Source organism: Okibacterium sp. AC114, assembly GCF_979253355.1.
In genome coordinates, this window is record NZ_CEEDBR010000001.1 from 651,384 (window position 1) to 674,510 (window position 23,127).

Genomic DNA, 23,127 nt, shown 5'->3' on the forward strand with positions numbered 1-23,127 from the left:
CCATCCCTGCGTGGATGGCACCGCATTTGTCCTCTATGGGCTCTCCTCGGGGCCCATGCGCCATCAATTTTTGACGAGGCCTCCGTCGACGACGAGGTTTTGGCCCGTGACCGAGCGGGAGAGCGGGCTCGCGAAAAAGAGGACGGCGTCGGCGAACTCGTCGGGGGTGACGACGCGGCCGAGCGGGGTGGCCGCGGCGATGGCGTCGAAGACGGCCTCGGGGGTGGCGGCGCTCGCGTCGGTGGTGCGGAGGAGACCGCCCGACGCCATGTTGACGGTGATGCCGTGTGGGCCGAGGTCGGCCGCGAGCGTGCGCGTGAGGGAGAGGACCGCCGCCTTCGCGGCCGTGTAGTCGTGGTAGGGCACGACCGGGTTCTGGAACAGGTTCGTGCCGATGGTGATGATGCGGCCGAAGCCCGCGGCGCGCATTGCGGGCAGGGCGGCCTGTGTCGTGTTGAGGGTGGCTCGGACCGTGCCCTCGAACTGGGCGGCGAAGGCATCCCAGCCGATGGTGTCGGCGGATGCGCGGGCGTCGCCGTTGAAGGAGAAGTCGGCGAGGGCGTTGTTGACCACGGTCGTGATGGGGTGGCCGAAGTGAGCGTGGGCGGCCGAGAAGAGCGCTGCCACCTCGTCGGGTGAGGTGACGTCGGCTTGTAGCGCGACGGCGCGCGGGGTGCTCGAGCCGGCGTTGAGCGTGTCGGCGAGGGCTTCGGCGCTGGCACGCGAGGAGCGGTAGTTGACGACGACGCGGGCGCCTTCGCGGGCGAACGCGCGGGCGATGGAGTGGCCGAGGCCGCGACCGGCGCCTGTGACGAGAACGATCTGTTCGGAGAGGAGCATGAGGTTCTTTCGGTGGTGAGGTCAGGACTGGGTGAGTGACGCGGTGGCCGACGCATCCGCCCAGAGGGAGTGGAAGTGGTTGATGGGGCCGTTTCCGCGGCCAACGTGGAGCTCGTCGGCGGAGCGCAGACTGTCGAGCAGCCAGGCCTTCGAGAGGGTCAGGGCGTGCACCCAGTCGCCGGTCTGAGCCTGGCGCGTGGCGATGGCCGACGAGAGCGAGCATCCGGTGCCATGGGTGTTGCGTGTGGCCGCGCGGGTGCCGGGGACCTCGGCGAGCCCGTCGGGGATACGGCCGCGCGCTGCGACGTCGACGAGGGCGTCGGGGCAGTCGTCGCCCGCCAGGTGCCCACCCTTGGCCAGCACGATAGCGCCCGAACTCTCGGAGAGGCGGCGCGCCTGGTCGAGTGCCACCGCCCACGTCGAGGCGGTCGGCTCGCGCACCAGAACGCCCAGCTCGCTGAGGTTCGGGGTGACGAGATCGCAGCGCTCGATGAGCCGTCGCACGGCATCCTCGGCCCGGGCATCGAGCAGCCGGTCGCCGCTCGTGGCCACCATGACGGGGTCGAGCACGACGAGGGGCGGTCGGATGCGGGCGAGCCACTCGTCGACCACGGCGACCGTCGTCTCGTCGCCCAACATGCCGATCTTGACCGCGTCGATCTCGACGTCGTCGCTGACCGCGTCGAGTTGTTCCCTGAGAAACGCGGCGGGCGGTGTGTGGACCGAGCGCACGCCGCAGGTGTTCTGGGCGACGAGCGCCGTGACGACGGCCATGCCGTAGCCGCCGTTCGCCGCGATGCTCTTGAGGTCGGCCTGAATGCCGGCGCCACCGGTCGGATCGGTGCCCGCGACGCTCAGCACGCGAGGGATGTCGGCGCCGATCCTGTCGTGGGGCGCGGCCGAGTCATGCTGTGCGCGCGAGTCGCTGCGGATGGTCGAATCGCCGTTCATCGTGCCCACTCCGCTCGCAGGTCGCGGGCGGAGCGTTCCGGATCGGGGGCCGCGCAGAGCGCCGAGACGACCGCGACGCCGTCGGCTCCGGCATCCCGCAACGGGCGGATGTCGTCGAACCCGATGCCGCCGATGGCCACGGCGGGAAGGCGGCTGGCGGCCCGGCGCTCGCCGAAACCGGCGACACCGATGGGCTCGGGATGGTCGGGTTTCGTGGTGGTCGCGCGAATGACCCCGATGCCCAGGTAGTCGACGACCTCGGCGGGCAACGCGTTGGCCGCCTCGACCTCGACGAGTGAGGATGCCGTGAGCCCGACGATCGCCGTTTCGCCCACGATGTGCCGCACATCTGTCGCCGGCAGGTCGCTCTGGCCCACATGGACGCCGTGAACCGCCGCACCCCGGGCGCGCGCCGCGAGGAAGACGTCGACGCGGTCGTTCATGAGCACGGGAACCCGGCCGTTGCACGCCCGCGCCACAGTGAGGAGCAGCTGCAGGGCCTCGGCCGCGCTGCTGTCCTTCGCCCGCACCTGCACCGTCGTCGCTCCACCCCGCACAGCGGCCTCGACCGTCGCCGCGACACCGCGCTCGCCGCACAGGGCGGTGTCGGTGACGAGGTAGAGGGAGAGGTCGAGGGCGTGACGCGCGGTCACGAACGCACCGCGCGGTCGGCGACGGTTGCCGCGTCGAGAGCGTGGAGAGCATCGATGAAGGCGACCGCGAATGAGCCGGGCCCGGGTCGAGCGGCGCGGAGATCCACGAGGATCTCGGCATGATCGTCGGCGGCATTCGAGGTCGCCGGAATGCGACCCGAGCCGGGACCGGATTCGGGCGCCCCGACCAAGACTTCGGCCGCGACCTCGGCCGCGATCGTATAGTTCGTCACCGCGGCCACGGTCGCCTCGAAAAGATCGCCGTCGTGGACGACCGAGAGGTAGGCGGCGATGGTGGCACCGAGCGCGCAACCGCCGCCCGTGATGAGCGTCAGCAGCTCGGTTCCGTTCGCCAGGCGGGCGACCCGCTCGCCGTCCGTCACGAGGTCGATCGCGCCCGAGACGGCCACGACGCTGCCGTGCGTGCGTGCGAGCATCCGGGCCGCGTCGAGGGCGTCGTCGGCGCCGGCCACCGAGTCGACGCCGCGCCCACCCGCGCCCGCGCCAGCCAGCGCCAGGATCTCTGACGGGTTGCCGCGGATCACGCTCGGCCGCATCGCGACCAGCTCGTGGGCCAGCTCGGTGCGCACGGGCAGCGCTCCGATGGCGACGGGGTCGAGCACCCACGGTGTGCCCGCCTCGGATGCAGCAACGGCGGCCTCGCGCGCGGCATCCCGTTGCTCGGATGTCGGGGTTCCCAGGTTGACGAGCAGCCCCGACGCGATGCGCGCGAACAGCCCGGCCTCGACGGGGATGTCGACCATCGCGGGGGAGGCGCCCTGGGCGAGCAGCACGTTTGCCGTGATGTTCGCCACGACATGATTCGTGATGCACTGCACGAGCGGAGCGGCTGAACGCATCCGCTCGAGGTGGGCGGCCGGGGAAAATGGGCCGGTGGTGGGCAGGGTCGTACTGGTGCCTGGGCGAATACTCATCCGCGGACATCCCTTCGCTAGTTCTAACTAGATCAGGTTCGACGGGTGTGTTCTCAGCCCGCATTCGTGCGGGCACCCCGTGTCACTGAGACGACTATAGCGGCCTGATCGTGACGTCGACGGACGGATGGGGGAGAGGTCCTGCCGCGCGCGGCGCTCGCGCAGTAGGCTCCGGTCATGGCAGAACTGACGAGGCGCCAGGCGATTCTGCTCGCGGGCGCGACGCTGATGCTCTCGGGGTGCACGTCGCCCGCAACACCCACCGCGAGCCCCACGGCCGCGGGCACGCCGACGGCCGTGAAGACTGCGACGGCGGCCGATTGGCAGGCGTTCGCGGCGCAGCTGAAGGGCGCGCTGGTGTTGCCGGCCGATGCCGACTACGCGCAGCTCAAACTCGTCGAGAACCCGCGGTTCGACGACGCCCAGCCGCTCGCCATCCTCGAGGCGGCGACTGCGGATGATGTGGCGGCCGCGATCACGTTCGCGACCGCTCATGCCGTGCCCCTCGCCATCCGGTCGGGTGGCCACAGCTATCCCGGATACTCGGCGGGCGGGGCGAGCGGAACCGATGTGCCGCCGTCGCTCGTCATCGACGTGCGCCCGCTCGACCAGGTGACGGTCGCAAGCGACGGGACGGCGACCATCGGGGCCGGTGCGGCGCTCGCATCCGTGTATGCCGCGCTCTCAGCCGAGGGTCGGGCTATCGGGGCCGGATCGTGCGCCACGGTCGGTGTCGCCGGGCTCACCTTGGGCGGCGGTGTCGGCGTGCTCACGCGCACCTTCGGCCTGACGTGCGATCAGGTCACGGCCATCGAGATTGTCACGGCCGACGGAAAAGTCGTCACGGCGTCGGCAACCACCGAACCCGAGCTGTTCTGGGCATTGCGCGGCGGCGGTGGCGGGCACCTGGGCGTGGTCACGTCGTTCACGTTCCAGACGCAGGCGGCGCCCACCGTCACCATGTTCTTCCTGTCGTGGCCGTTCGCGCAGGCCGCGGCCGTGGTCGAGGCGTGGCAGAGCTGGATGCCCCAGACCGACCCGGGCCTCTGGTCGACGTTGAAGCTGCTGGGCGGGCCCGTGAAGCATCCGACCGGCCCGGCGATCACGATGTCTGGCACGTGGCTGGGCGCGCCCGGGCAGCTCGCGGCACAGCTGGCGGGGCTCACGAACGCCGTGAAGCCCAGCACCAACACGTCGTCGACGCACGACTACGGGCAGGCCATGGCGACCTACGCGGGATGCTCGAATATCGCCGTCGCGCAGTGCAACACGGGCCCGGGCGGCAGCTTGAAACGCGAATCGTTCGGGGCGACGTCGCATATCGCGCAGGCGCCGCTCGATGCGGCCGGGATTCAGGCCCTGATCGGCCAGGCCACGGCGGCCGGCCAGGTGGGCGGCATGATCGAGGGCGGCGTGTCGATCGACGCGCTCGGCGGGCAGGTCGCGAAGGTCGGCGCGGGCGATACCGCGTTCCCGTGGCGCGATGCCCTCGCCACCGTGCAATACACGGCCACCTTCGAGAACGGCGCCGATCCCGCGCCCTTCGACGCCTACGCGCGCGGGTTCCGGCAGGCCATGCAGCCGCACTGGGGCGACGGCGCCTACGTGAACTATTCGGATGCCTCGATCACCGACCCTGACAGCGCCTACTTCGGCGCGAACAAGGCTCGCCTGCAGGCCGCGCGCAAGAAATACGATCCCGCGGGGCTGTTCACGCAGCCGCAGTAACCCGTTCGATCCGCGGGTCACCGCGGGGCGGCCGGACCGATCCCCGGGGACACGGACCGCCGGGCCGTTCGGCCGCTCCGCGCACCGAGACACCCGTTGTTCACCCCCGGATGGGGGCCAGTTTGCCACGCGGCTAGCGGCCCGTCGATGCGCCCCCCGAGGCTGGCGAGCGTGAAAACTCCTCGACTCCTCTCCGCGTTCCCCGCGGCGGCGTTGGTCGGATGCCTGGGGGCCGGCCTCATCGCCGCCGCTCCCGCATCCGCCGCCCCGACGCCCGCCACCCAACCCGCCGAAACGACCGCAGCGGCATCCCCCGTCGCCGCAGCCGCAGCGCCCGCCCCCGGCGCCACCACCGACGCGTCGCGCTTCACCCTCGCGGTGCTGCCCGACACGCAGTTCTATTCGCGCTACTCGGCCGACCAGTTCATCCCGCGCTACGGCGACGACCCGTTCTCGGTGCAGACGGACTGGCTCGCCACAAACGCCGACGCGCTGCAGATCCCGTTCGTCACCCACCTCGGCGATGTCGTCGACCGCGTGGGCGTGAACAACGAGTGGATCGCCGCCGACAACGCCATGAAGAACCTCGACGAGGCGAAGCTGCCCTACTCGATCCTCGCCGGCAACCACGACGTGCGCGACAGCAACGACAACCTCTTCGACGACCAGTACAACCTCGCCAACGAGCCGTTCCTCAAGTGGTTCGGCCCGAACCGGGCGCAGAACGTGTCGACGTTCCAGGGCAGCGACCCCACGGGCTTCAACCAGTTCCACATCTTCGAGGCCGACGGCCAGAAGTACATGGTCCTGGCGCTCTCGTGGCGTGCCTCGGATGCGACGCTCGCGTGGGCCGCCGACGTCATGGCGCAGCATCCCACCGTGCCCGTCATCCTGACCACGCACCAGGTGATCGACATCGCGCCCGACGGCGAGACGCCCCGCGAGACCGACTACGGCCTGCGCCTCTGGGACAAGCTCATCAAGAACCACGACCAGATCTTCCTCACGCTGAACGGCCACTTCCACGGCTCGTCGCGCCTCGACAAGACCAACGACTTCGGTCACACGGTCACCGAGGTCGTCATCGACTACCAGATGGCCTATGAGGGCGGTGACGGTTACCTCGGCCTCTACGAGTTCGACCTGACGAACGACGTGATCAACGTGCAGACCGCCTCGCCGTGGGTCACCTGGAAGCCGCAGGAAACCCTGACGAGCTACGACCAGCCGTTCCTCGAGGGCTCGCAGCAGCAGTTCAGCCTGCCCATCGACTTCTCCGAACGGTTCAAGGGTTTCAACCCGACGTTCGCCGCTGGCCCCGCCGACACCCCGTCGCTCGGCCAGAAGGCGCGCGACATCCTGCTCGACGGTTTCGTCGGACCCGACCCCATCACGACCGAATTCCCGGGCTCGCCGGCCGACTACCCCGAGGTTCCGGGCACGCTCGCGCACTGGCAGTTCAACGGCCTCGACGGCGTCGTGGGCACCGATGTGACGATTCCGGATGTCGCGGGCGACGGGTCGAACGACCTGCACCGCGCCGACCCCGCCGCCACCAACTCGGTCGGCACCGAGCTCTCGGACGTCACCATCGAGTCCGACGACGTGCACGGCTACTCCGCCGACCAGGCGGGTGCGTGCTTCACCAACTCGTCGGGCAGCCGCTACAGCTACCTCACGACCGACAAGGATGCCCCGGTCAACAACGCCGACCTCTCGAAGGGCTACACGATCGAGACGTTCGTGAAGATGAGCCCCGAGTGGACGCCCGCCGCCAACCAGTGGTCGAAGTTCCTGACCCACACGGGCAACCGCTCGAAGATCGACGGCTTCGCCAAGACGCAGTGGGACTGGACGGCCTCACCGACGGCCCTCGGCATCTCGAACCTGCGTGAGTTCCAGTGGACGACCGTTCCGGGTGACCCCACCAAGGGCGACCGCACCAACTGGTCCGGCGAGATCATGGTCGACTCGTGGTCGCACGTGGCCGTCGTGAGCGACGCGGAGAAGGGCACCATCACGATGTACGTCGACGGTGCGCCCGTTCTGCGCAACGCGGTCGACGCGGCCGGCATCTCGGCCAACCCCGACATGCCGTGGATCATCGGCTCGGACTGGGTCGACGACGCCGCGCGCAACGGCTGGAACGGCTGCGTGGGTGAAACCCGCATCATCGACCACGCGACGGGCCCGGCCGAGTGGCTGACCTCGCGCGCCGACCTCACCGGCTTCACGGTCACGGATGCCCCGAGCGGCACCCTTCAGGCCGGCTCGCGTGTCACCACGCTCTCCGGAACGGGCCTGCCCGGCGCCGAGGTGCGCATCGACGGAGGCGTCACCGACGCCGAGCCGATGACCGCGCGCGCCGAGTCGAACGCCCGCGTCATGGCCCTGGATGCCGCGACCGTCGTGGCCGAGGACGGCACCTGGACGTACTCGTTCCCCACGCCGCTGACCGGTTCGGGCTCCTACTCCTACGAGGCCGTGCAAGCGCTCGGCACGCGGGCGTCCGACCCCGTGACGGTGGCCTTCGCCATCGCCGCGGCACCGGTCGACCCGACGCCGACGCCCGCTCCGACTCCCGGAACCCCCGGAACGCCCGGCGACCCGTCGGCCACGCCCGCGCCGGTTCCTGGCGCTGACGCGCCCGCAGGTGGTGCCGTGCCCATCGGCGGCTCGGCGGGTTCCGACGGCGACTTGGCCGACACGGGCGCCGCGCCCGCCGGCGGACTCATCGCCGCGTCGCTCATCCTGATGCTGGGTAGCGCTCTGCTCCTGTCGCAGCGCCGCCGACGCGTGAGCGCCGACAGCTAGCCGACACGCATCGCACGAGGCGGGCGCCACTCCGAGACAACCTCGGGGCGGCGCCCGTCGTCGTTGCGGGGCCGACCGGCTGCGGCGCCGACCAGATCGCCCTCGTGCGCACGGTCGTGGCCGAGATCAGACGCCCGCGGGCCGCCCCGTGCTCGATCGCATGACGAGGCGGGTCGGCAGATCGCGCACGCCCGGTTCGGCCGACTCACCGTCGATGCCCGCCAGGATCATGTCGGCGGCGATGACGCCCTGTTCGCGCGGATGCTGCTCCACCGTCGTGAGGGAGAACAGCTCGGCGTAGTCGTGCCCGTCGATGCCGATGACCGACAGGTCGGTCGGCACCGCTATGCCCATGCGACGCGCCGCGATGATGGTGCCGATGGCGACCTCGTCGCTGGCCGCGAAGATGGCCGTCGGGCGGTTCGCCGGGTTGCTCAGCAGCTGCACGGCGGCGTCGTACCCGCCCGGCACGCTGAGCTGCGTGGGCACGAATTGGTCCGCTTCGGCCAGACCGGCGTCGGCCAGGGCGGCGCGATACCCGGCCAGGCGCTCGCCGTGCACCGAGAAGTCGAGCTGTTCGGCCAGGCTGCCGCCGATGTGAGCGATGCGCTGGTGCCCGAGCCGGATCAGGTGCTCGGTGGCCAGGGCCGCGACGCGTTCATCGTCGATGGCGATCGTGGGGATGCCCTCGAGGGGCCCGCCGATGCCGACGAGGGGGATGCCGAGGCGGTGCAAGCGTTCGAGCTCGTCGCCCGCCGGCTGGATGTTCACGGCGATGACGCCGTCGAAGCGTTTGCGCGCCAGGAAGAAGTCGAAGACGCGGTCGCGCACCGGGCTGAACGGCTCGAGCGTGTAGAGCGTCATGTCATAGCCGCGCGCGAGCAGCTGCTGTTCGATGCCCTCGAGGATCTGCCCGAAGAACCAGCGCCCGATATAGGGGATGACGACGCCCACGTTCTTGGTGTGCCCCGTGACGAGGCTCGCGGCGTTGGGCGAAGCGACATATCCGATGGTGCTCGCGGCCTGCACGACACGCTGACGTGTCTCGGGCGAGACGTAGCCTTTTCCTGACAGCGCCCTCGACGCCGTGGCCTTGGAAACGCCCGCGAGTGCGGCGACATCCGCTATTGCACCGGCCATGTCGCCTCCCTCCATTGGGTGTCCTGGGTTAGCGTAGCGGCAAAATTCGGCCCGTGGAACCGGTTACACAATTTCCCGACTTGCGGATGCCTGCCGCCCATCGTGTACGCTAGGGCAAGAAATCGTGAGAGCGCGATCATCGCCGTATTCGTTACCAATCTGTGCTTGTAAAACCCCCGACGATGCCGTAGCTTGACGCATGGAACCGGTTCCCTAACAGGGCCCGACCTGTTCCAGACGGCAGCTACGCACGACGAAATCGCCGACATCCTTCCGGGGGTGCGGCACGCAATGATGCGGCTCGTTCCAACGAACTGCGATCGCGGATTTCACCCTGCAGCAATCCCGAATGCACCACACTCAATGAGGAGATATGAGATGAGTCCCAAGCGCTATCGCCGAGCACTTCTTCCGCTCGCAGCCGCTGGAATCGTCGGCCTGGCCCTCACCGGTTGTACCGGTGACATCGCAGCCGGCGACAAAGAGAACACCGACTGCTCGGCCTACGACGCCTACGGCACGTTCGAGGGCAGCCCCGAGGTGTCGATCGGCGGCACGATCCAAGACGCCGAGGCCGACCGCCTCGTCGAATCCTGGAAAGACTTCCAGACCTGCACCGGCATCACGGTCAACTACCAGGGCACCAAAGAGTTCGAATCGCAGATCTCGGTGCTCGCCGAGGCCGGCAACGCGCCCGACCTGGGCATCATCCCGCAGCCCGGTCTGTTCAACCGCCTCGTCGACGGCGGCTTCCTGAAGCCCGCCACCAAAGAGGTAGAAGCCAACGTCGACGAGTTCTGGTCCGAAGACTGGAAGGGCTACGGCACCGGCAGCGACGGCACGTTCTACGCCGCCCCGCTCATGGCCAGCATCAAGGGCTACGTCTGGTACTCCCCGACGGAGTTCAAGGACAAGGGCTACGAGATCCCGAAGACGCTCGACGAGCTCAACACCCTCACGAAGAAGATCGCCGACGAGGGCGACCACAAGCCCTGGTGTGTCGGACTCGGCTCCGGTGACGCCACCGGTTGGCCGGGAACGGACTGGATCGAGGACTACGTCCTGCGCCAGGCCGGCCCCGACACCTACGACAAGTGGGTTTCGCACGAGATCCCCTTCAACGACCCCGCCATCGTCGAAGCCTTCGACTCGGTCGGCGAGATCATCAAGAACCCCGACTACGTGAACGGTGGCCTCGGTGACGTGGCCTCGGTCATCTCGACCGAGTTCGGCGACGCCGGCCTGCCGATCCTCGACGGGACCTGCTCGCTGCACCACCAGGCCTCGTTCTACGAGGGCTTCTGGAAGGAAGGCACCAAGGTTGCCTCTGACGGCGACGTCTACGCCTTCCTCCTGCCCGGCACCGAAGCCAGCGACGACAAGGTCGTCACCGGTGGTGGCGAGTTCGTCGGCGCCTTCAAGGAGAGCAAAGAGATCGACGCCGTGCGCGCCTACCTCTCGAGCGACACCTGGGCCAACAACCGCGTGAAGCTCGGCGGTGTCATCAGCGCCAACAAGGGCCTCGATGCCTCCAACGCCTCGAGCGAGTTGCTGCAGGACAGCGTCAAGATCCTGCAGGACGAGAACACCACGTTCCGCTTCGACGGATCTGACCTGATGCCCGGTGCCGTCGGCACCGACTCCTTCTGGAAGGGCATCGTCGCCTGGGTCGGTGGCCAGGACACCAAGACCACGGTCGACTTCATCGAAAACAGCTGGCCCTCCAGCTAACAACACCCGAACACCCGGGGTGGGCTCGCCGAGAGGCGGGCCCACTCCGTTCAATTCACCGACGAATGAAGGGTGCTGAGCTATGACCAGTGCTGATCTCATCGGAAAGATCCTCCAAGTGGTGGGTGGCCTCGCCATCTTCGCCGCCGTGATCGGTCTTCTCCTGTTCTTCCTCGACCGCGCCCCGAAGCGCGGCCGCGACTACTGGCAGTTGGCCGGATTCCTCCTCCCCACCGCCGTTCTCATCATCGCCGGACTGATCTACCCCGCGTTCCGCACGAGCCTCCTCGCGTTCCAGAACAACTCGGGCGAGTGGACCCTCGACAACTTCGTCTGGATGTTCACGCAGCCCTCGACTCTCGTGACGCTCGGCAACACGGTCATCTGGGTCATCCTGGTGCCCCTGCTCGCGACATCCATCGGTCTGGCCTACGCCTACTTCATCGACAAGGCCCGCGGCGAGAAGATCTACAAGGCACTGGTCTTCATGCCCATGGCCATCTCGTTCGTCGGCGCCGGAATCATCTGGCGCTTCGTCTACGACTACCGCGGCGAAGGCCGCGAACAGATCGGTCTGCTCAACCAGATCGTCGTCTGGTTCGGCGGGGCCCCCGTTCAGTGGCTGCAGTCGTCGCCCATCAACACGTTCCTGCTGATCGTCGTCATGATCTGGATCCAGACCGGTTTCGCCATGGTCATCCTGTCGGCAGCCATCAAGGCCGTTCCCGTCGAGCAGCTCGAGGCCGCGCAGCTCGACGGCACCAACGGATGGCAGCGCTTCCGCAACGTGGTTCTGCCCGGCATCCGCGGCTCGCTCGTCGTCGTTGTGACCACCATCTCCATCGCCACCCTGAAGGTCTTCGACATCGTCCGCACGATGACGGGCGGAAACTTCAACACCAGCGTGGTGGCCAACGAGATGTACACCCAGGCGTTCCGCGCCGGTGAGCAGGGACGAGGCGCCGCACTCGCGCTCATCCTGTTCCTGCTCGTCATGCCGATCGTCATCTACAACGTGCGCACGATGCGGAAGCAGAGGGAGATCCGATGAGCGTCACACCGACCCCGATCGAAGTGGCCACCGACGAGAAGACGGCCCGCCGCCTGCGTCGCGGCGAAGAGCTCGAAGAGCAGCCCACCAAGGCCGGCCGCGTCAAGAAGCGGCTCACGTCGCGCAGCGCCACGGTCGTCGCCTTGATCATCGCGATCGTCTGGACCATCCCCACCTTCGGCCTCTTCGTCTCGTCGTTCCGACCGGCCGAAGAGATCCAGTCGAACGGCTGGTGGACCATCTTCCAGAACCCGGGCTTCACGTTCGACAACTACTCAGAGGTGCTGTTCTCGGCCTCGCAGTCGTCGCCGCAGCTGGGCGCCTACTTCGTCAACTCGCTGGCCATCGCCATCCCGGCCACGGTCTTCCCGCTCGTGATCGCCTGCATGGCGGCCTACGCCTTCGCCTGGATCAAGTTCAAGGGCTCGAACGCGCTGTTCATCCTCGTGTTCGCGCTGCAGATCATCCCCATCCAGATGGCCCTGCTGCCCCTGCTGCAGATGTTCACCGCTGTGCTGCGGCCCATTCAGGCGGGTCTGCACGACGCGATCCCCATGATCCCCGAGCAGAACTACCTGCCCGTGTGGGTGGCGCACACGATCTTCGCGCTGCCGCTGGCGATCTTCCTGCTGCACAACTTCATCGCCGAGATTCCGGGCGAGGTCATCGAGGCCGCGCGCGTCGACGGTGCCACGCACAGCCAGATCTTCTTCCGCATCGTGTTGCCGCTGGCCCTGCCGGCCATCGCGTCGTTCGCGATCTTCCAGTTCCTGTGGGTCTGGAACGACCTCTTGGTGGCGTTGATCTTCTCGGGAGGCACACAAGACGTGGCCCCGCTGACGCAACGCCTGGCAGAGCTGTCGGGAACGCGCGGGCAAGACTGGCAGCGACTCACCGCCGCCGCCTTCGTGTCGCTCGTCGTTCCGCTCATCGTGTTCTTCAGCCTGCAGCGCTACTTCGTGCGCGGGTTGCTGGCCGGATCGACGAAGGGCTGACCCGAACCTTCCTTCGTCACGAACCGCCCCGAACGGATGCCTCAGGCACCCGCTCGGGGCGGTTCGCCGTTTCCGCAGAACGGCGCCTCTTATAGCGTGCGCGGGCGCCGGTCGCGAGGGCCCGTCGACCGCACGAGAGCGGTGTTTTCGCGGCGTAAGGTGAGGGGATGAGTATGCGTGGGGGCCCGGGCGGCAGGCGTGTCGGCGGGGCCGACGAAGAAGCCCAGCGCGCCGCGAACGCCGAGGCACCGCGCATCCCGAATCTGTTCCGCCGCATCATGGAGCTGTTCGCCCCGCACCGCACGCGCATCACGCTCACGGTCGCGCTCGTGCTGGTCGGCGCTGCCCTCACGGTCATCCCGCCGCTGCTCGTCGAGCAGGCTTTCGACGTGGGGCTCTTCCCGCCCGACGGCGGCCCCAACCTGACAGCGCTTGCCGAGATCGTCGGCCTCATGATCGTGATCTACATCGTCGCGGCACTCGTGGGCGTCTGGCAGACCTACCTCACGGCCACTGTCGGCAACACGGTCATGGGCGATCTGCGCGTGACGCTCTTCACCAAGCTGCAGTCGATGGAGCTCGGGTTCTTCACGCGAACGAAGACCGGCGTCATCCAATCGCGTCTGCAGAACGACGTGGGCGGCGTGGCGAGCGTGCTCACCAACACCATTCAGAGCGTGCTCGGCAATACCGTCAACGTGATCGCGGCGCTCGTGGCCATGCTCATCATCAATTGGCAGCTCACCATCGTGGCGCTCGTGCTCATGCCGTTCCTCGTGATCGCGCAAAGGCGAGTGGGCCAGGTGCGCGCACGCATAGCGACGAAGACGCAGGAATCGCTGAGCGATATGACGGCCATCACACAAGAGGCGCTGAGCGTGTCGGGTGTGCTGCTGGCCAAGAGCTTCAACCGCCAGCAGACCGAGGTCGACCGCTACAACCGCGAGAACCGCACACAGATCGGCCTGCAGGTGCAGCAGGCCATGAGCGGGCAGTGGTTCTTCGCGCTCGTGAGCATCTTCCTGTCCTCCATCCCTGCAATCGTCTATCTGGTCGCCGGATGGCTGGTGACGGGCGGTTCGACCGACATCACGGCGGGTGCCATCGTGGCGTTCACGACCGTGCAGTCGCGCCTGCTGTTCCCGCTCATCGGACTCATGCGCGTAGCCCTCGACCTGCAGACCTCGGGTGCGCTGTTCGCCCGCATCTTCGAATACCTCGACCTGAAGCCGTCGATCGCCGACAAGCCCGGGGCGGTCGAACTGCAGGTTCAGCATCCCGCGATCCGGTTCGAGGATGTCACCTTCCGCTACCCCGACGCCGGGCCCGAAACCGCCCCGACGCTCGACCGGGTGTCGTTCAGCATCGAGCCCGGCCAGTTCGCGGCGTTCGTGGGGCCCTCGGGGGCGGGCAAGACCACGATCTCCTACCTCATTCCGCGCTTCCAAGAGGCGTCGGATGGCCGGATCCTCTTCGGTGACACGGATGTGCGCGACCTGACGCAGCAGTCGCTCGTGTCGCGCATCGGCGTGGTCAGCCAGGAGACCTACCTCTTCCACGCCTCCATCGCCGACAACCTGCGTTATGCCAAGCCTGATGCCACGCTCGAAGAACTCGAGGCGGCCACGCGCGCGGCCAACATCTATGAGACGATCGCTCGTTTCCCCGACCACTTCGACACCATCGTGGGGGAGCGCGGCTACCGCCTGTCGGGCGGCGAGAAACAGCGCATCGCGATCGCGCGGGTGCTGCTCAAGGACCCCGCCGTGCTCATCCTCGACGAGGCCACGAGCGCGCTCGACTCGATCTCGGAACGCGTCGTGCAGACGGCCCTCGACGCCGCAGCGCACGGCCGCACCACCGTCTCGATCGCCCACCGGCTGTCGACCATCGTCAACGCCGACGTCATCTTCGTGCTCGACGGAGGCCACATCGTCGAGCAGGGCACTCATGCCGAACTGATCGCGGCCGGCGGCACGTACGAATCGCTGTATCGTCAACAAATGTCGTGACGCGGCCCCGCCGCCCTGCCTACACTTGAGACGACAGAGGGGGAGTGATCGGATGCGAGCCACACACCGTTCCGCGCGTGCGGCGCTTGCCCTCGGCGTGCTGGTCGTGACCGCCGCCGTCGTGCCGCTCACCGTCGCCGCCCCGGTCGATGCCGTCGAAGTCGGTGCCGTCGAAGTCGGTCAGGTCAGTCCCGTGGCGGCCGAATCCGCGGCGTTCGACACCCGCACGGTTGCCGCGGGTCCGCTCCGCTCCGCCGCCATCGGCAACGGGTCGATCGGCATCCTGCGCATCCCGCGCCTCGGCGGGGACTACGCGCAAGAGATCGGCGAGGGCGTCAGCGAGCGCACCGTCTTGAACACGCGCATCGGCCACTTCCCGGGCACCGCGGCGGCCGGCGAGGTCGGCAACTTCGCGCTGGCGGGGCACCGCACGTCGCACCACGCGCCCCTCCTGCACATCAACGAGCTCGTCGTCGGCGACGAGATCCTGGTCGAAACCGCCACGAGCAACGTCGTCTACAAGTTCCGCTCGCTCGAATACGTCTCGGCCAACGCCATCGACGTCACCTGGCCGACGCCCCGCTCCGAGTCGCCCGCGACCACGGGCACGATCACGTTCGTGGCCTGCAACCCGCTGCGCTCCACCGCCGAGCGCATCATCGTCTACGGCGTGCTCGACCGCGTGACCCCGAAGTAGTCGCCCCACACTGACGAGCCGAGCGCCGAGCGCCGAGTGCCGAGTGCCGAGCGCCCAGCGTCGAGTGCCGAGTGCCGAGTGCCGAGTGCCGAGCGTCGACGCGCCGCAAAACGGATGCGTTTCTTGACGGGGCCCGCGCCACGCGAGGATGCTGGTGCTGCGCGCGAGAGTCGCGCCGCAGAGAGGCACGAATGCTGTCGAACGTCTTCATCAATCTGCCCGTGAGCGACCTCACCCGCTCGACCGAGTTCTGGACCTCGGCCGGGTTCGAGCTCGACCCCAACTTCACCGATGAGAACGCCGCCGCCGTCAAGCTGAGCGACAGCATCTACATCATGTTGCTCACGCACGGCATGTGGGCCCGCTTCATGTCGAAGCCCATCGCCGACCCGAGCGAGACGTCGTCCGTCATCAACGCGCTCGGTGTGGACGACGCCTCGGAGATCGACACCATCGTCGACAAAGCCGTCGCCGCCGGTGCCACCGAAGGCCAGTCACAGGACTACGGCTGGATGCGGTCGCGCGCCTTCGCCGACGCCGACGGCCACAACTGGGAGATCACCTGGATGGACCCGATCGCGCAGGCCGGCGGCTGGGACGCCATCGCCGCCAAATACCCCGACGCCACCCCTCCCGAGTAAGCAAGAGATCGTCTAGGCGAGGCAGATGCCTAGGTGCGCTTGTTGTCGCCCCAGGGATCCTCCAGCCCCGCCATCCGTGCGGCGGGGTGCGCATTGCTGAGAAACAGTGCCGTCAGCAGGATGGGCACCAACCAATCGGCGTCGGTACCCACCTGCGCTGCGAGCACCTGAGTCAGCACGAGAAGTGCGATGTACGCGCTCCAGAAGACCAGCCTCGACATAGTTCCTCCTCATTAATGGACTGAGGCCGTTAATGTATCGGAATTCGATGTGCGATATTTCGCTACGCGCCGCCGCGCTTGGCGAGCAGGTCCTCCATGAGGCCGATCTCGGACTCCTGCGAGTTGACGACGCCGCGAGCGAACTTCGTGACGGCCGTGTTGGTGCTGCGCTCGAGCACCGCGTCGGCCATCTCGATGGCGCCCTTATGGTGCGCGATCATGAGCGTGAGGAAGATCTTCTCGGCGTCGGCGCCCGTCGCGTCGGTGAGTTGCTGAATCTGCGCGGGGGTCGCGAGCCCGGGCATGGGGGCGCCGGGTTCGTGGGCGGCCGCATCGGTCGAGGTGCCGCCGTGCGCGTGGCTGGCTCCCTCGAGCGTGGGGCGCGTCATCCACGTCATGGATGGTTCGCTGGCGGCGGCCGGAAGACCCCAGCTCTGCAGCCATCCGAGCATCTGGCCCGACTGGTTGGCCTGCGTGAACGCGATGTCGTAGGCGAGGGTGCGGATGTCGTCGGACGTCGAGCGGTCGCGAATCAGGAACGCCAGTTCGACACCCTGATCGTGGTGCAGCTGCATGTCGCGCGAGAAACCGGCCTCGGCCGAGTTCTGCGTGGGCGTCGGGTCGGCGAGGGTCGAGAGGCGGCCGACCGAGAAGGCGACGAGCGCGACGACGACGATGACCAGGATGCTGGCCACCACGAGCATCCAGCGGGGGAGGCGCGGTTTCGGGGCGCGTTGCGCGGCCTCGAAGGCCTCGAGTTCGGCGTCGGTGGGTTCGGTGTCGGCCGCCACGCGACCGGTCCGTCGACCGTCGGTGTCGGCGTTGCGGCCGGTCACGGGGAGAGCGTCGGTGCGCCGACGGATGCCCCGGGCCGCGGCGTGCGGCAGCGGGGCATCCGATCGTGCGTCGGGGGTGTCGGTCATCAGACCTTGCCGGGGGCGTCGATCCCGCCGGAGCACGGGGCGCCGATCTCGGGAGCGGTGCCGCCCTTCCAGTAGCCGGTGAAGAAGTCGGCGATGCGCTCGTCGTTCACGTCGTCGAGCTTCAACTGGGCATCCCAGGCGCTCAGCACGAACTCGCTGTCGAGGCCCTCGAAGGGCGACAGCAGAACATAGGATGCCGGCAGCTTCGACTTGAGCGTCGCGAGGTCTTCATCCGACATCGACGGGTCGTAGGTGACCCAGATGGCGCCGTGTTCGAGCACGTGGACGGCGTTCTCGTTGGGGACGGGTTCGGTGTAGATGCCGCAGTTCAGCCAGATGGCGTTGTGGTCGCCGCCGGCCGGAGGAGTCTGCGCGTAGTCGACCGTATCTTCGGTGTGGTTGTTGGTGTTGGTGAAGGTCTCGAGGCCCTCGATGCTCGTGTCGCCCTTGCCGCCGCCCGCGTAGGTGGCGAAACGGGGGATGGTGGTCGAGACGGCGACCACCACGAGTGCGATGATCGCGACGCCGCCGACGATGGCCGACACGATGCCGATCTTCTTGTTGCGCGCCTTGCGGGCCCGCTCCTTCTTGAACGCCTCGACCTTGGCTTCGCGCTGCTGGGCGCGCTGCTGCTTCACGGTCTGCTGCTTCTGGGGGTTGCCGCTCGGGCGGCCGGCACCGGACGGGCCGGTCGGGGGGTTCTGGGGGGTCACGGGGGCCTCTCGGATCTATGCGATTGCATCAAGTCAAACCTGAGGCAGCGGACAGCTCTTCCCCGAGCCGCCCTTCCGCAGATAATTCTCAGCCAAATGTAACCGTTTCGCCCCGAAACGCGGCGTGTCGGCGGCTCCGGTGTTACGCGCCCGTCACGGTGAGCACGATGAGCGCGACATTCAGGACCACGAGGAAGACGGCGGCCGCGACGGCGAGCACGGTGGTGAAGCGGCGGTTGACGTCATCCCCCATCACCTCACGCTTCGCGGTCAGGGCGACGAGCGGGATGAGCGCGAACGGGATGCCGAAGCTCAACAACACCTGGCTCAGCACGAGGGCCCACGTGGGGTCGATGCCGGAGCCCAGCACGAGCAGTGCCGGGATGAGCGTGATCACGCGCCGCCAGAGCAGGGGCACGCGGATGCGCAGCAAACCGCCCATGATCTCTGAACCGGCATAGGCCCCCACTGACGACGACGCCAGCCCCGACGCGAGAAGGCCGACCGCGAACAGGGTGGCGGCGACCGGCCCGATCGCATCGCCGATGGCGTCGTGGGCGCCCTGCAACGTGTCGGTGCCCTCGACCCCCTGCAGCGTGGACGCGGCGACGAGCAGCATGACGAGGTTGACCGTGCCCGCGATGGCGAGGGCGATCGTGACATCGACCCGGGTTGCACGCAAGACGAGGCGTCGCCGGGCACCGGCCCGCACGAGCCCGAACCGGTCGCGGCTGAGCGCCGAATGCGCATAGATCGCGTGCGGCATGATCGTGGCGCCCAGGATGGAGGCGGCGAGCAGCACCGACGAGGTGCCCTCGAAACGCGGCACGACGCCCGCGAGTGTGGCCGCGACATCCGGCGGGCTGATGACGATGCTGAAACAGAACCCGACCACGATGATGGCGAGGAACGACGTGATGACGCGTTCGAACGCCCGCGCGCCCCGTCGCTGTGAGATGGCGAGCACGACGAGCGACACCGCGCCCGTGATCAGGCCACCCCAGAGGAGAGGGAGGCCGAAGAGCAGGTTGAGCGCGATGGCCCCGCCGATGACCTCGGCCAGGTCGGTGGCCATGGCGATGAGCTCGGCCTGTGCCCAGTAGGCCCGGCGCGCCCACGGCCGCTTCATGCGCTCGCCCAAGATCTCGGGCAGGCTCTTGCCCGTGACGATGCCGAGTTTGGCCGACAGGTATTGGATGAGCCACGCCATCGTGTTGGCCAGCAGCACGACCCACACGAGCAGATAGCCGAAGAGCGCGCCCGCCGTCATGTTGCTCGCCACGTTGCCCGGGTCGAGGTAGGCGACACCCGCGACGAGTGCGGGGCCGAGCAGGGGCAGGATGCGACGGCCCACCACGTCGGGCGCTCGGTGCGGGGTGGCAGAGACCGGGGTGGCGGGGGTTCTCGGGCTCACGGCATCCTTATCGTCGTGTCATACGTGTCATACGTGTGGTCGGAAGTAAAAGTTCGTCTGTACGAACATTACGTCGACGGCCCAGACGGCGCAAGGGATGGCGCGGCCCGTAACAACCCGGTAGAAGCGGTTAGGCTCGATGGATCACCGGGCGCCGAACAACGGGCCCGTCGACATCGTGAGGACAGACGTGAAGTACGCAGAAACCGTCCTGGGCCTGGTGGGCAACACCCCCCTGGTCAAACTGAACAAGGTCACCGAGGGCATCGCCGCCACCGTGCTCGCCAAAATCGAATACGTGAACCCCGGCGGTTCGGCCAAGGACCGCATCGCGACGCGCATCATCGACGCCGCCGAACGCGACGGCCTGCTGAAACCGGGTGGCACCATCGTCGAGCCCACGAGCGGCAACACGGGTGTGGGCCTGGCCCTGGTGGCCCAGCAGCGGGGCTACAAATGCGTTTTCGTGTGCCCCGACAAGGTCGGCGAAGACAAGCGCAACGTGCTCAAGGCCTATGGCGCCGAGGTCATCGTCACGCCCACCTCGGTGGCACCCGACGACCCCGACTCCTACTACAGCGTGTCCGACCGCCTGGCCCGTGAGATCCCGGGCGCTTTCAAGCCCAACCAGTACGCCAACCCCAACGGCCCGCTCAGCCACTACGAGTCGACGGGCCCCGAGATCTGGCGAGACACGGACGGCCGCGTCACCCACTTCGTCGCGGGCGTCGGCACCGGCGGCACCATCTCGGGCACCGGCCGCTACCTGCGCGAGGTCGCCGGTACCGACGTCGAGATCATCGGCGCCGACCCCGAGGGTTCCGTCTACTCGGGCGGCACCGGGCGCCCCTACCTGGTCGAGGGCGTCGGCGAGGACTTCTGGCCCGCCGCCTACGACCCCACCGTGGTCGACCGTGTGATCGCCGTGAGCGACGCTCAGTCGTTCGCCATGACACGCCGCCTCGCCCGCGAAGAGGGCCTGCTCGTCGGTGGATCGAGCGGCATGGCCGTCGTCGCCGCCCTCGAGGCTGCCCGCGACCTGCCCGCATCCGCCGTCGTGGTCGTGCTGCTGCCCGACTCGGGTCGCGGTTACATCGGCAAGATCTTCAACGACAAGTGGTTGCAGTCCTACGGGTTCAGCGATGTGGCCGACGAGCGCACGGTGGGCGATGTCGTGCGCGCCAAGACGGGCGACCTGCCCGCGCTCGTGCACGCGCACCCGAGCGACACGGTGCGCGACGCCATCCAGATCATGGCCGAGTACGGCATCTCGCAGCTGCCCGTGCTGAGCGCCGAACCGCCCGTCGTCATGGGCGAGGTCGTGGGCGCGCTGTCCGAAGCCGAACTGCTCGAGAAGGTCTTCGCCGGCGACGCGCAGATGACCGACTCGGTGGGATCGGTCGTGGGATCGGCCCTGCCGCTCATCGGCGTGAACGAGTCGTTCGCCGCCGCCCGCGCCGCCCTGAAAGAGTCCGATGCGCTCCTCGTGAGCGCCGACGGCAAACCCGCCGCCGTCATCACCCGTCACGACCTGCTCGCGTTTCTCAGCGAGTAGCGCACACTGATTTCGAGGAGAACACCATGACTTCCAGCGACGACCACGGTTTTGCCACACGCGCCATCCACGCCGGGCAAGACTTCGACCCCACCACGGGTGCCGTCATCCCTCCGCTCTACCTGACCTCCACCTTCGTGCAAGACGGCATCGGCGGGCTGCGCGGCGGCTACGAGTACAGCCGTGGCGGCAACCCCACGCGCACGGGCCTCGAAGAGCAGCTTGCGGCGCTCGAGGGCGGCGTGCGCGCCCTGTCGTTCGCCTCGGGCCTCGCGGCCGAAGATGCGCTGCTGCGCGGAATCCTGAAACCCGGCGACCATGTCGTGCTCGGCAACGACGCCTACGGTGGCACCTACCGTCTCATCGCGCGCGTCTTCGGCGCCTGGGGCATCGAGCACACGGTCGTCGACCTGAGTGACCTCGACGCCGTGACGGCCGCCATCCGGGCCGATTCGACGCGCGTGCTGTGGGTCGAGACGCCCTCCAACCCGCTTATGAAGATCACCGATATCCGCGCCCTGGCCGCCGTGGGGCACGAGGCCGGGCTCACCGTCGTCGTCGACAACACGTTCGCGTCCCCGGCGCTGCAGCAGCCGATCTCGCTGGGCGCCGACGTGGTCGTGCACTCGACCACCAAATACTTGGGCGGTCACTCGGATGTCGTGGGCGGGGCGCTCGTTTTCGCCGACACCGAACTGGCCGAGAAGATCGGTTTCCTGCAGTTCGCCGCGGGAGCCGTGTCGGGCCCCCTCGACGCCTGGCTGACGACGCGCGGCATCAAAACCCTGCAGGTGCGCATGCAGCGCCACTCCGAGAACGCGCAGCGCCTGGCCGAATACCTGTCGACACACGACGCCGTCGAGACCGTGTACTACCCAGGCCTCGAATCGCACCCCGGCCACGAGCTCGCCGCTAGTCAGATGGTCGCGTTCGGCGGCATGATCTCGATCGGCCTGCGCGGCGGCGAGGCGGCGGCGCGAAAATTCGCCGAGAGCACGTCGGTGTTCCAGCTCGCCGAATCGCTCGGCGGCGTCGAATCGCTCGTCAACTACCCGTCCGAGATGACGCACGCGTCGGTCAAGGGCACCGAGCTGGCCGTGCCCGAGAACGTGGTGCGGCTCTCGGTCGGACTCGAAGACATCGACGACCTGCTCGCCGACGTGAAGCAGGCGCTCGCCGCCCTGTAGGCACGACTCTCGCTCGTCGAAGCGCCCGCACCGGTCATCGGTGGCGGGCGTTTCGTCGTCCGCCCGTCCACTGAGCGCACTCACCCGCAGGCACGCACACACCCCCGAAAACTGTCAAGCCTCTCGACCCCCGTTGGGGGCACGTTCCACAATGGGGAGGAAGCACCAAGGAGGATTTTCGGTGGATGAAACAACAGCGGCGACGGCTCCCCGATCCGCCGAGCAGGGCGAGCTGCGGCTTGTCGAGGACCGCGCGAACACGTGGCTGGTCATGGGCGAGAATGGCTCGCGCTATGCGGCCATCATCGCCGTGACCGAGGAACGCGGGGTCACCTATTACCTGCGGGGGTTGCGCCCCGAATTGCGTCGGGGCAACCTGCCTCCCGTCGGCAGCGGCCCGTATTCGTCGCGCGACATGGCTTTCAACACGTTCCGTCGCTGGTTCGACCGCAGTGTCGGCGCCGCCCGCTCCGGCCTGTCTGCCGCCGGATCTGCCGGCTCCGAGGGGCGTTCGTGAAGACGCGAGACGGCGTCGCCCTGACCGTCATCCCGATTCCGGGCGATGGCTGGCGCGTGAGCGATCCCTCCATCAATGAGGCGGATGGTACCGCCGTGCTCGGCTTCGTCGAGCGCTCAGGCAGCGGCTTTGCCGTTCTGCCTCTGGCCGATCCCGCCGGCGTGCGTACCTTCGACGATTTCTCGACCGCCGTCGAGTCGCTGGCATCCCGGCGCCGCTCGGCGCGCTGACCGAAAACGGCTCGCTGATCGAAACGGGCGCGCGGACTCAAATGGGCGCGTCGATCGCGCCGCCCCTCACCGTGCCGTCGCCTCACTGCTGCTGAGCGCATGGTGACCAGGGTCGCTCGCTAGACTGGCGCGCGAAACCAATGCCCGATCGGCATCCGTGTTTCGCTCCTTTGTCCCGC

Annotated in this window: 21 protein-coding genes and 1 riboswitch; of the genes, 12 read left to right on the forward strand and 9 right to left on the reverse strand. The window is 68.2% G+C overall.

From position 1 onward, the window contains the following. Nucleotides 1–63 precede the first annotated feature (63 nt). From ACZ6IE_RS03225 to thiM, 4 genes are all read right to left on the reverse strand, one after another. The gene (locus ACZ6IE_RS03225) at nucleotides 64–840 is read right to left on the reverse strand and encodes a 3-oxoacyl-ACP reductase (RefSeq protein ID WP_464606751.1); all 777 of its coding nucleotides are present in this window, start codon (nucleotides 838–840) and stop codon (nucleotides 64–66) included. A gap of 21 nt (nucleotides 841–861) precedes the next feature. Beyond that, entirely contained in the window at nucleotides 862–1,791 is a 930-nt protein-coding gene (thiD, locus tag ACZ6IE_RS03230; protein WP_464606752.1) for a bifunctional hydroxymethylpyrimidine kinase/phosphomethylpyrimidine kinase, read from the reverse strand. Then, nucleotides 1,788–2,444 (reverse strand): thiamine phosphate synthase, encoded by a 657-nt coding sequence (gene thiE / locus ACZ6IE_RS03235; RefSeq protein ID WP_464606753.1) that lies wholly within the window; start codon nucleotides 2,442–2,444, stop codon nucleotides 1,788–1,790. Before thiE ends, thiD begins: the two co-directional genes overlap by 4 nt. Next, a complete protein-coding gene (gene thiM, locus ACZ6IE_RS03240; protein WP_464606754.1) occupies nucleotides 2,441–3,379 on the reverse strand; it encodes a hydroxyethylthiazole kinase in 939 nt (312 codons plus the stop codon). The genes thiE and thiM overlap by 4 nt, the downstream gene beginning before the upstream one ends. Continuing rightward, nucleotides 3,372–3,469: riboswitch (TPP riboswitch) on the reverse strand. It overlaps the preceding gene by 8 nt. A gap of 87 nt (nucleotides 3,470–3,556) precedes the next feature. Here thiM and ACZ6IE_RS03245 point away from each other — a divergent pair. Beyond that, nucleotides 3,557–5,107 carry an FAD-binding oxidoreductase gene (locus ACZ6IE_RS03245; protein ID WP_464606755.1) on the forward strand — a complete coding sequence of 517 codons (1,551 nt, stop codon included), beginning with the start codon at nucleotides 3,557–3,559 and terminating at the stop codon, nucleotides 5,105–5,107. A 171-nt stretch (nucleotides 5,108–5,278) separates the two neighbouring features. Continuing rightward, nucleotides 5,279–7,921, forward strand: a complete 2,643-nt coding sequence (locus ACZ6IE_RS03250; protein ID WP_464606756.1) for a LamG-like jellyroll fold domain-containing protein — start codon at nucleotides 5,279–5,281, stop codon at nucleotides 7,919–7,921. Nucleotides 7,922–8,047: 126 nt separating this feature from the next. Here the strand turns inward: ACZ6IE_RS03250 and ACZ6IE_RS03255 are convergent, their stop codons facing one another. Further along, entirely contained in the window at nucleotides 8,048–9,061 is a 1,014-nt protein-coding gene (locus ACZ6IE_RS03255) for a LacI family DNA-binding transcriptional regulator (protein WP_464606757.1), read from the reverse strand. A gap of 378 nt (nucleotides 9,062–9,439) precedes the next feature. On the opposite strand from ACZ6IE_RS03255, the gene ACZ6IE_RS03260 reads away from it, so the two are divergent. From ACZ6IE_RS03260 to ACZ6IE_RS03285, 6 genes are all read left to right on the forward strand, one after another. After that, on the forward strand, nucleotides 9,440–10,792 hold the full coding sequence (locus ACZ6IE_RS03260) for an ABC transporter substrate-binding protein (RefSeq protein WP_464606758.1): 1,353 nt from the start codon (nucleotides 9,440–9,442) through the stop codon (nucleotides 10,790–10,792). An 82-nt stretch (nucleotides 10,793–10,874) separates the two neighbouring features. Then, nucleotides 10,875–11,843, forward strand: coding sequence for a carbohydrate ABC transporter permease (locus tag ACZ6IE_RS03265; RefSeq protein ID WP_077053832.1), 969 nt, complete (start codon nucleotides 10,875–10,877; stop codon nucleotides 11,841–11,843). After that, on the forward strand, nucleotides 11,840–12,838 hold the full coding sequence (locus tag ACZ6IE_RS03270) for a carbohydrate ABC transporter permease (RefSeq protein WP_077053831.1): 999 nt from the start codon (nucleotides 11,840–11,842) through the stop codon (nucleotides 12,836–12,838). The genes ACZ6IE_RS03265 and ACZ6IE_RS03270 overlap by 4 nt, the downstream gene beginning before the upstream one ends. 167 nt (nucleotides 12,839–13,005) lie before the next feature. Next, nucleotides 13,006–14,850, forward strand: coding sequence for an ABC transporter ATP-binding protein (locus ACZ6IE_RS03275; RefSeq protein ID WP_464606759.1), 1,845 nt, complete (start codon nucleotides 13,006–13,008; stop codon nucleotides 14,848–14,850). A gap of 52 nt (nucleotides 14,851–14,902) precedes the next feature. Beyond that, nucleotides 14,903–15,547, forward strand: coding sequence for a sortase domain-containing protein (locus ACZ6IE_RS03280; protein WP_464606760.1), 645 nt, complete (start codon nucleotides 14,903–14,905; stop codon nucleotides 15,545–15,547). 221 nt (nucleotides 15,548–15,768) lie between these two features. Next, nucleotides 15,769–16,188 (forward strand): VOC family protein, encoded by a 420-nt coding sequence (locus ACZ6IE_RS03285; protein WP_464606761.1) that lies wholly within the window; start codon nucleotides 15,769–15,771, stop codon nucleotides 16,186–16,188. Between the two features lie 29 nt (nucleotides 16,189–16,217). On the opposite strand, the gene ACZ6IE_RS03290 is transcribed toward ACZ6IE_RS03285, so the two are convergent. The 4 genes from ACZ6IE_RS03290 to ACZ6IE_RS03305 form a co-directional block, all read right to left on the reverse strand. Next, entirely contained in the window at nucleotides 16,218–16,409 is a 192-nt protein-coding gene (locus ACZ6IE_RS03290; RefSeq protein ID WP_464606762.1) for a hypothetical protein, read from the reverse strand. Between the two features lie 62 nt (nucleotides 16,410–16,471). Further along, on the reverse strand, nucleotides 16,472–17,332 hold the full coding sequence (locus ACZ6IE_RS03295) for a DUF305 domain-containing protein (RefSeq protein WP_464606763.1): 861 nt from the start codon (nucleotides 17,330–17,332) through the stop codon (nucleotides 16,472–16,474). Beyond that, on the reverse strand, nucleotides 17,332–18,045 hold the full coding sequence (locus ACZ6IE_RS03300) for a DUF3105 domain-containing protein (RefSeq protein ID WP_077053828.1): 714 nt from the start codon (nucleotides 18,043–18,045) through the stop codon (nucleotides 17,332–17,334). The genes ACZ6IE_RS03295 and ACZ6IE_RS03300 overlap by 1 nt, the downstream gene beginning before the upstream one ends. 142 nt (nucleotides 18,046–18,187) lie before the next feature. Next, complete coding sequence (locus tag ACZ6IE_RS03305) at nucleotides 18,188–19,459, reverse strand: Nramp family divalent metal transporter (protein WP_464606764.1); 1,272 nt, start codon at nucleotides 19,457–19,459, stop codon at nucleotides 18,188–18,190. 190 nt (nucleotides 19,460–19,649) lie between these two features. Here ACZ6IE_RS03305 and ACZ6IE_RS03310 point away from each other — a divergent pair, with 190 nt between their 5' ends. The 4 genes from ACZ6IE_RS03310 (at nucleotide 19,650) to ACZ6IE_RS03325 (ending at nucleotide 22,948) form a co-directional block, all read left to right on the forward strand. Further along, complete coding sequence (locus ACZ6IE_RS03310) at nucleotides 19,650–21,014, forward strand: cystathionine beta-synthase (RefSeq protein WP_464606765.1); 1,365 nt, start codon at nucleotides 19,650–19,652, stop codon at nucleotides 21,012–21,014. Nucleotides 21,015–21,040: 26 nt separating this feature from the next. Then, nucleotides 21,041–22,201: a cystathionine gamma-synthase gene (locus tag ACZ6IE_RS03315; protein WP_464606766.1), complete on the forward strand. Its 1,161-nt coding sequence runs from the start codon at nucleotides 21,041–21,043 to the stop codon at nucleotides 22,199–22,201. A gap of 181 nt (nucleotides 22,202–22,382) precedes the next feature. Next, on the forward strand, nucleotides 22,383–22,718 hold the full coding sequence (locus ACZ6IE_RS03320; RefSeq protein ID WP_464606767.1) for a hypothetical protein: 336 nt from the start codon (nucleotides 22,383–22,385) through the stop codon (nucleotides 22,716–22,718). Continuing rightward, nucleotides 22,715–22,948 (forward strand): hypothetical protein, encoded by a 234-nt coding sequence (locus tag ACZ6IE_RS03325; protein ID WP_464606768.1) that lies wholly within the window; start codon nucleotides 22,715–22,717, stop codon nucleotides 22,946–22,948. The genes ACZ6IE_RS03320 and ACZ6IE_RS03325 overlap by 4 nt, the downstream gene beginning before the upstream one ends. The last annotated feature ends 179 nt before the right edge of the window (nucleotides 22,949–23,127 follow it).

Coding starts and splice junctions, on each gene's coding strand:
- ACZ6IE_RS03280 (WP_464606760.1), top strand. CDS start 14,903: ATGCGAGCCACACACCGTTCCGCGCGTGCGGCGCTTGCCCTCGGCGTG.
- ACZ6IE_RS03315 (WP_464606766.1), top strand. CDS start 21,041: ATGACTTCCAGCGACGACCACGGTTTTGCCACACGCGCCATCCACGCC.
- thiD (WP_464606752.1), bottom strand. CDS start 1,791: ATGAACGGCGATTCGACCATCCGCAGCGACTCGCGCGCACAGCATGAC.
- ACZ6IE_RS03255 (WP_464606757.1), bottom strand. CDS start 9,061: ATGGCCGGTGCAATAGCGGATGTCGCCGCACTCGCGGGCGTTTCCAAG.
- ACZ6IE_RS03275 (WP_464606759.1), top strand. CDS start 13,006: ATGAGTATGCGTGGGGGCCCGGGCGGCAGGCGTGTCGGCGGGGCCGAC.
- thiM (WP_464606754.1), bottom strand. CDS start 3,379: ATGAGTATTCGCCCAGGCACCAGTACGACCCTGCCCACCACCGGCCCA.
- ACZ6IE_RS03245 (WP_464606755.1), top strand. CDS start 3,557: ATGGCAGAACTGACGAGGCGCCAGGCGATTCTGCTCGCGGGCGCGACG.
- ACZ6IE_RS03260 (WP_464606758.1), top strand. CDS start 9,440: ATGAGTCCCAAGCGCTATCGCCGAGCACTTCTTCCGCTCGCAGCCGCT.
- ACZ6IE_RS03290 (WP_464606762.1), bottom strand. CDS start 16,409: ATGTCGAGGCTGGTCTTCTGGAGCGCGTACATCGCACTTCTCGTGCTG.
- ACZ6IE_RS03265 (WP_077053832.1), top strand. CDS start 10,875: ATGACCAGTGCTGATCTCATCGGAAAGATCCTCCAAGTGGTGGGTGGC.
- ACZ6IE_RS03270 (WP_077053831.1), top strand. CDS start 11,840: ATGAGCGTCACACCGACCCCGATCGAAGTGGCCACCGACGAGAAGACG.
- ACZ6IE_RS03225 (WP_464606751.1), bottom strand. CDS start 840: ATGCTCCTCTCCGAACAGATCGTTCTCGTCACAGGCGCCGGTCGCGGC.
- ACZ6IE_RS03295 (WP_464606763.1), bottom strand. CDS start 17,332: ATGACCGACACCCCCGACGCACGATCGGATGCCCCGCTGCCGCACGCC.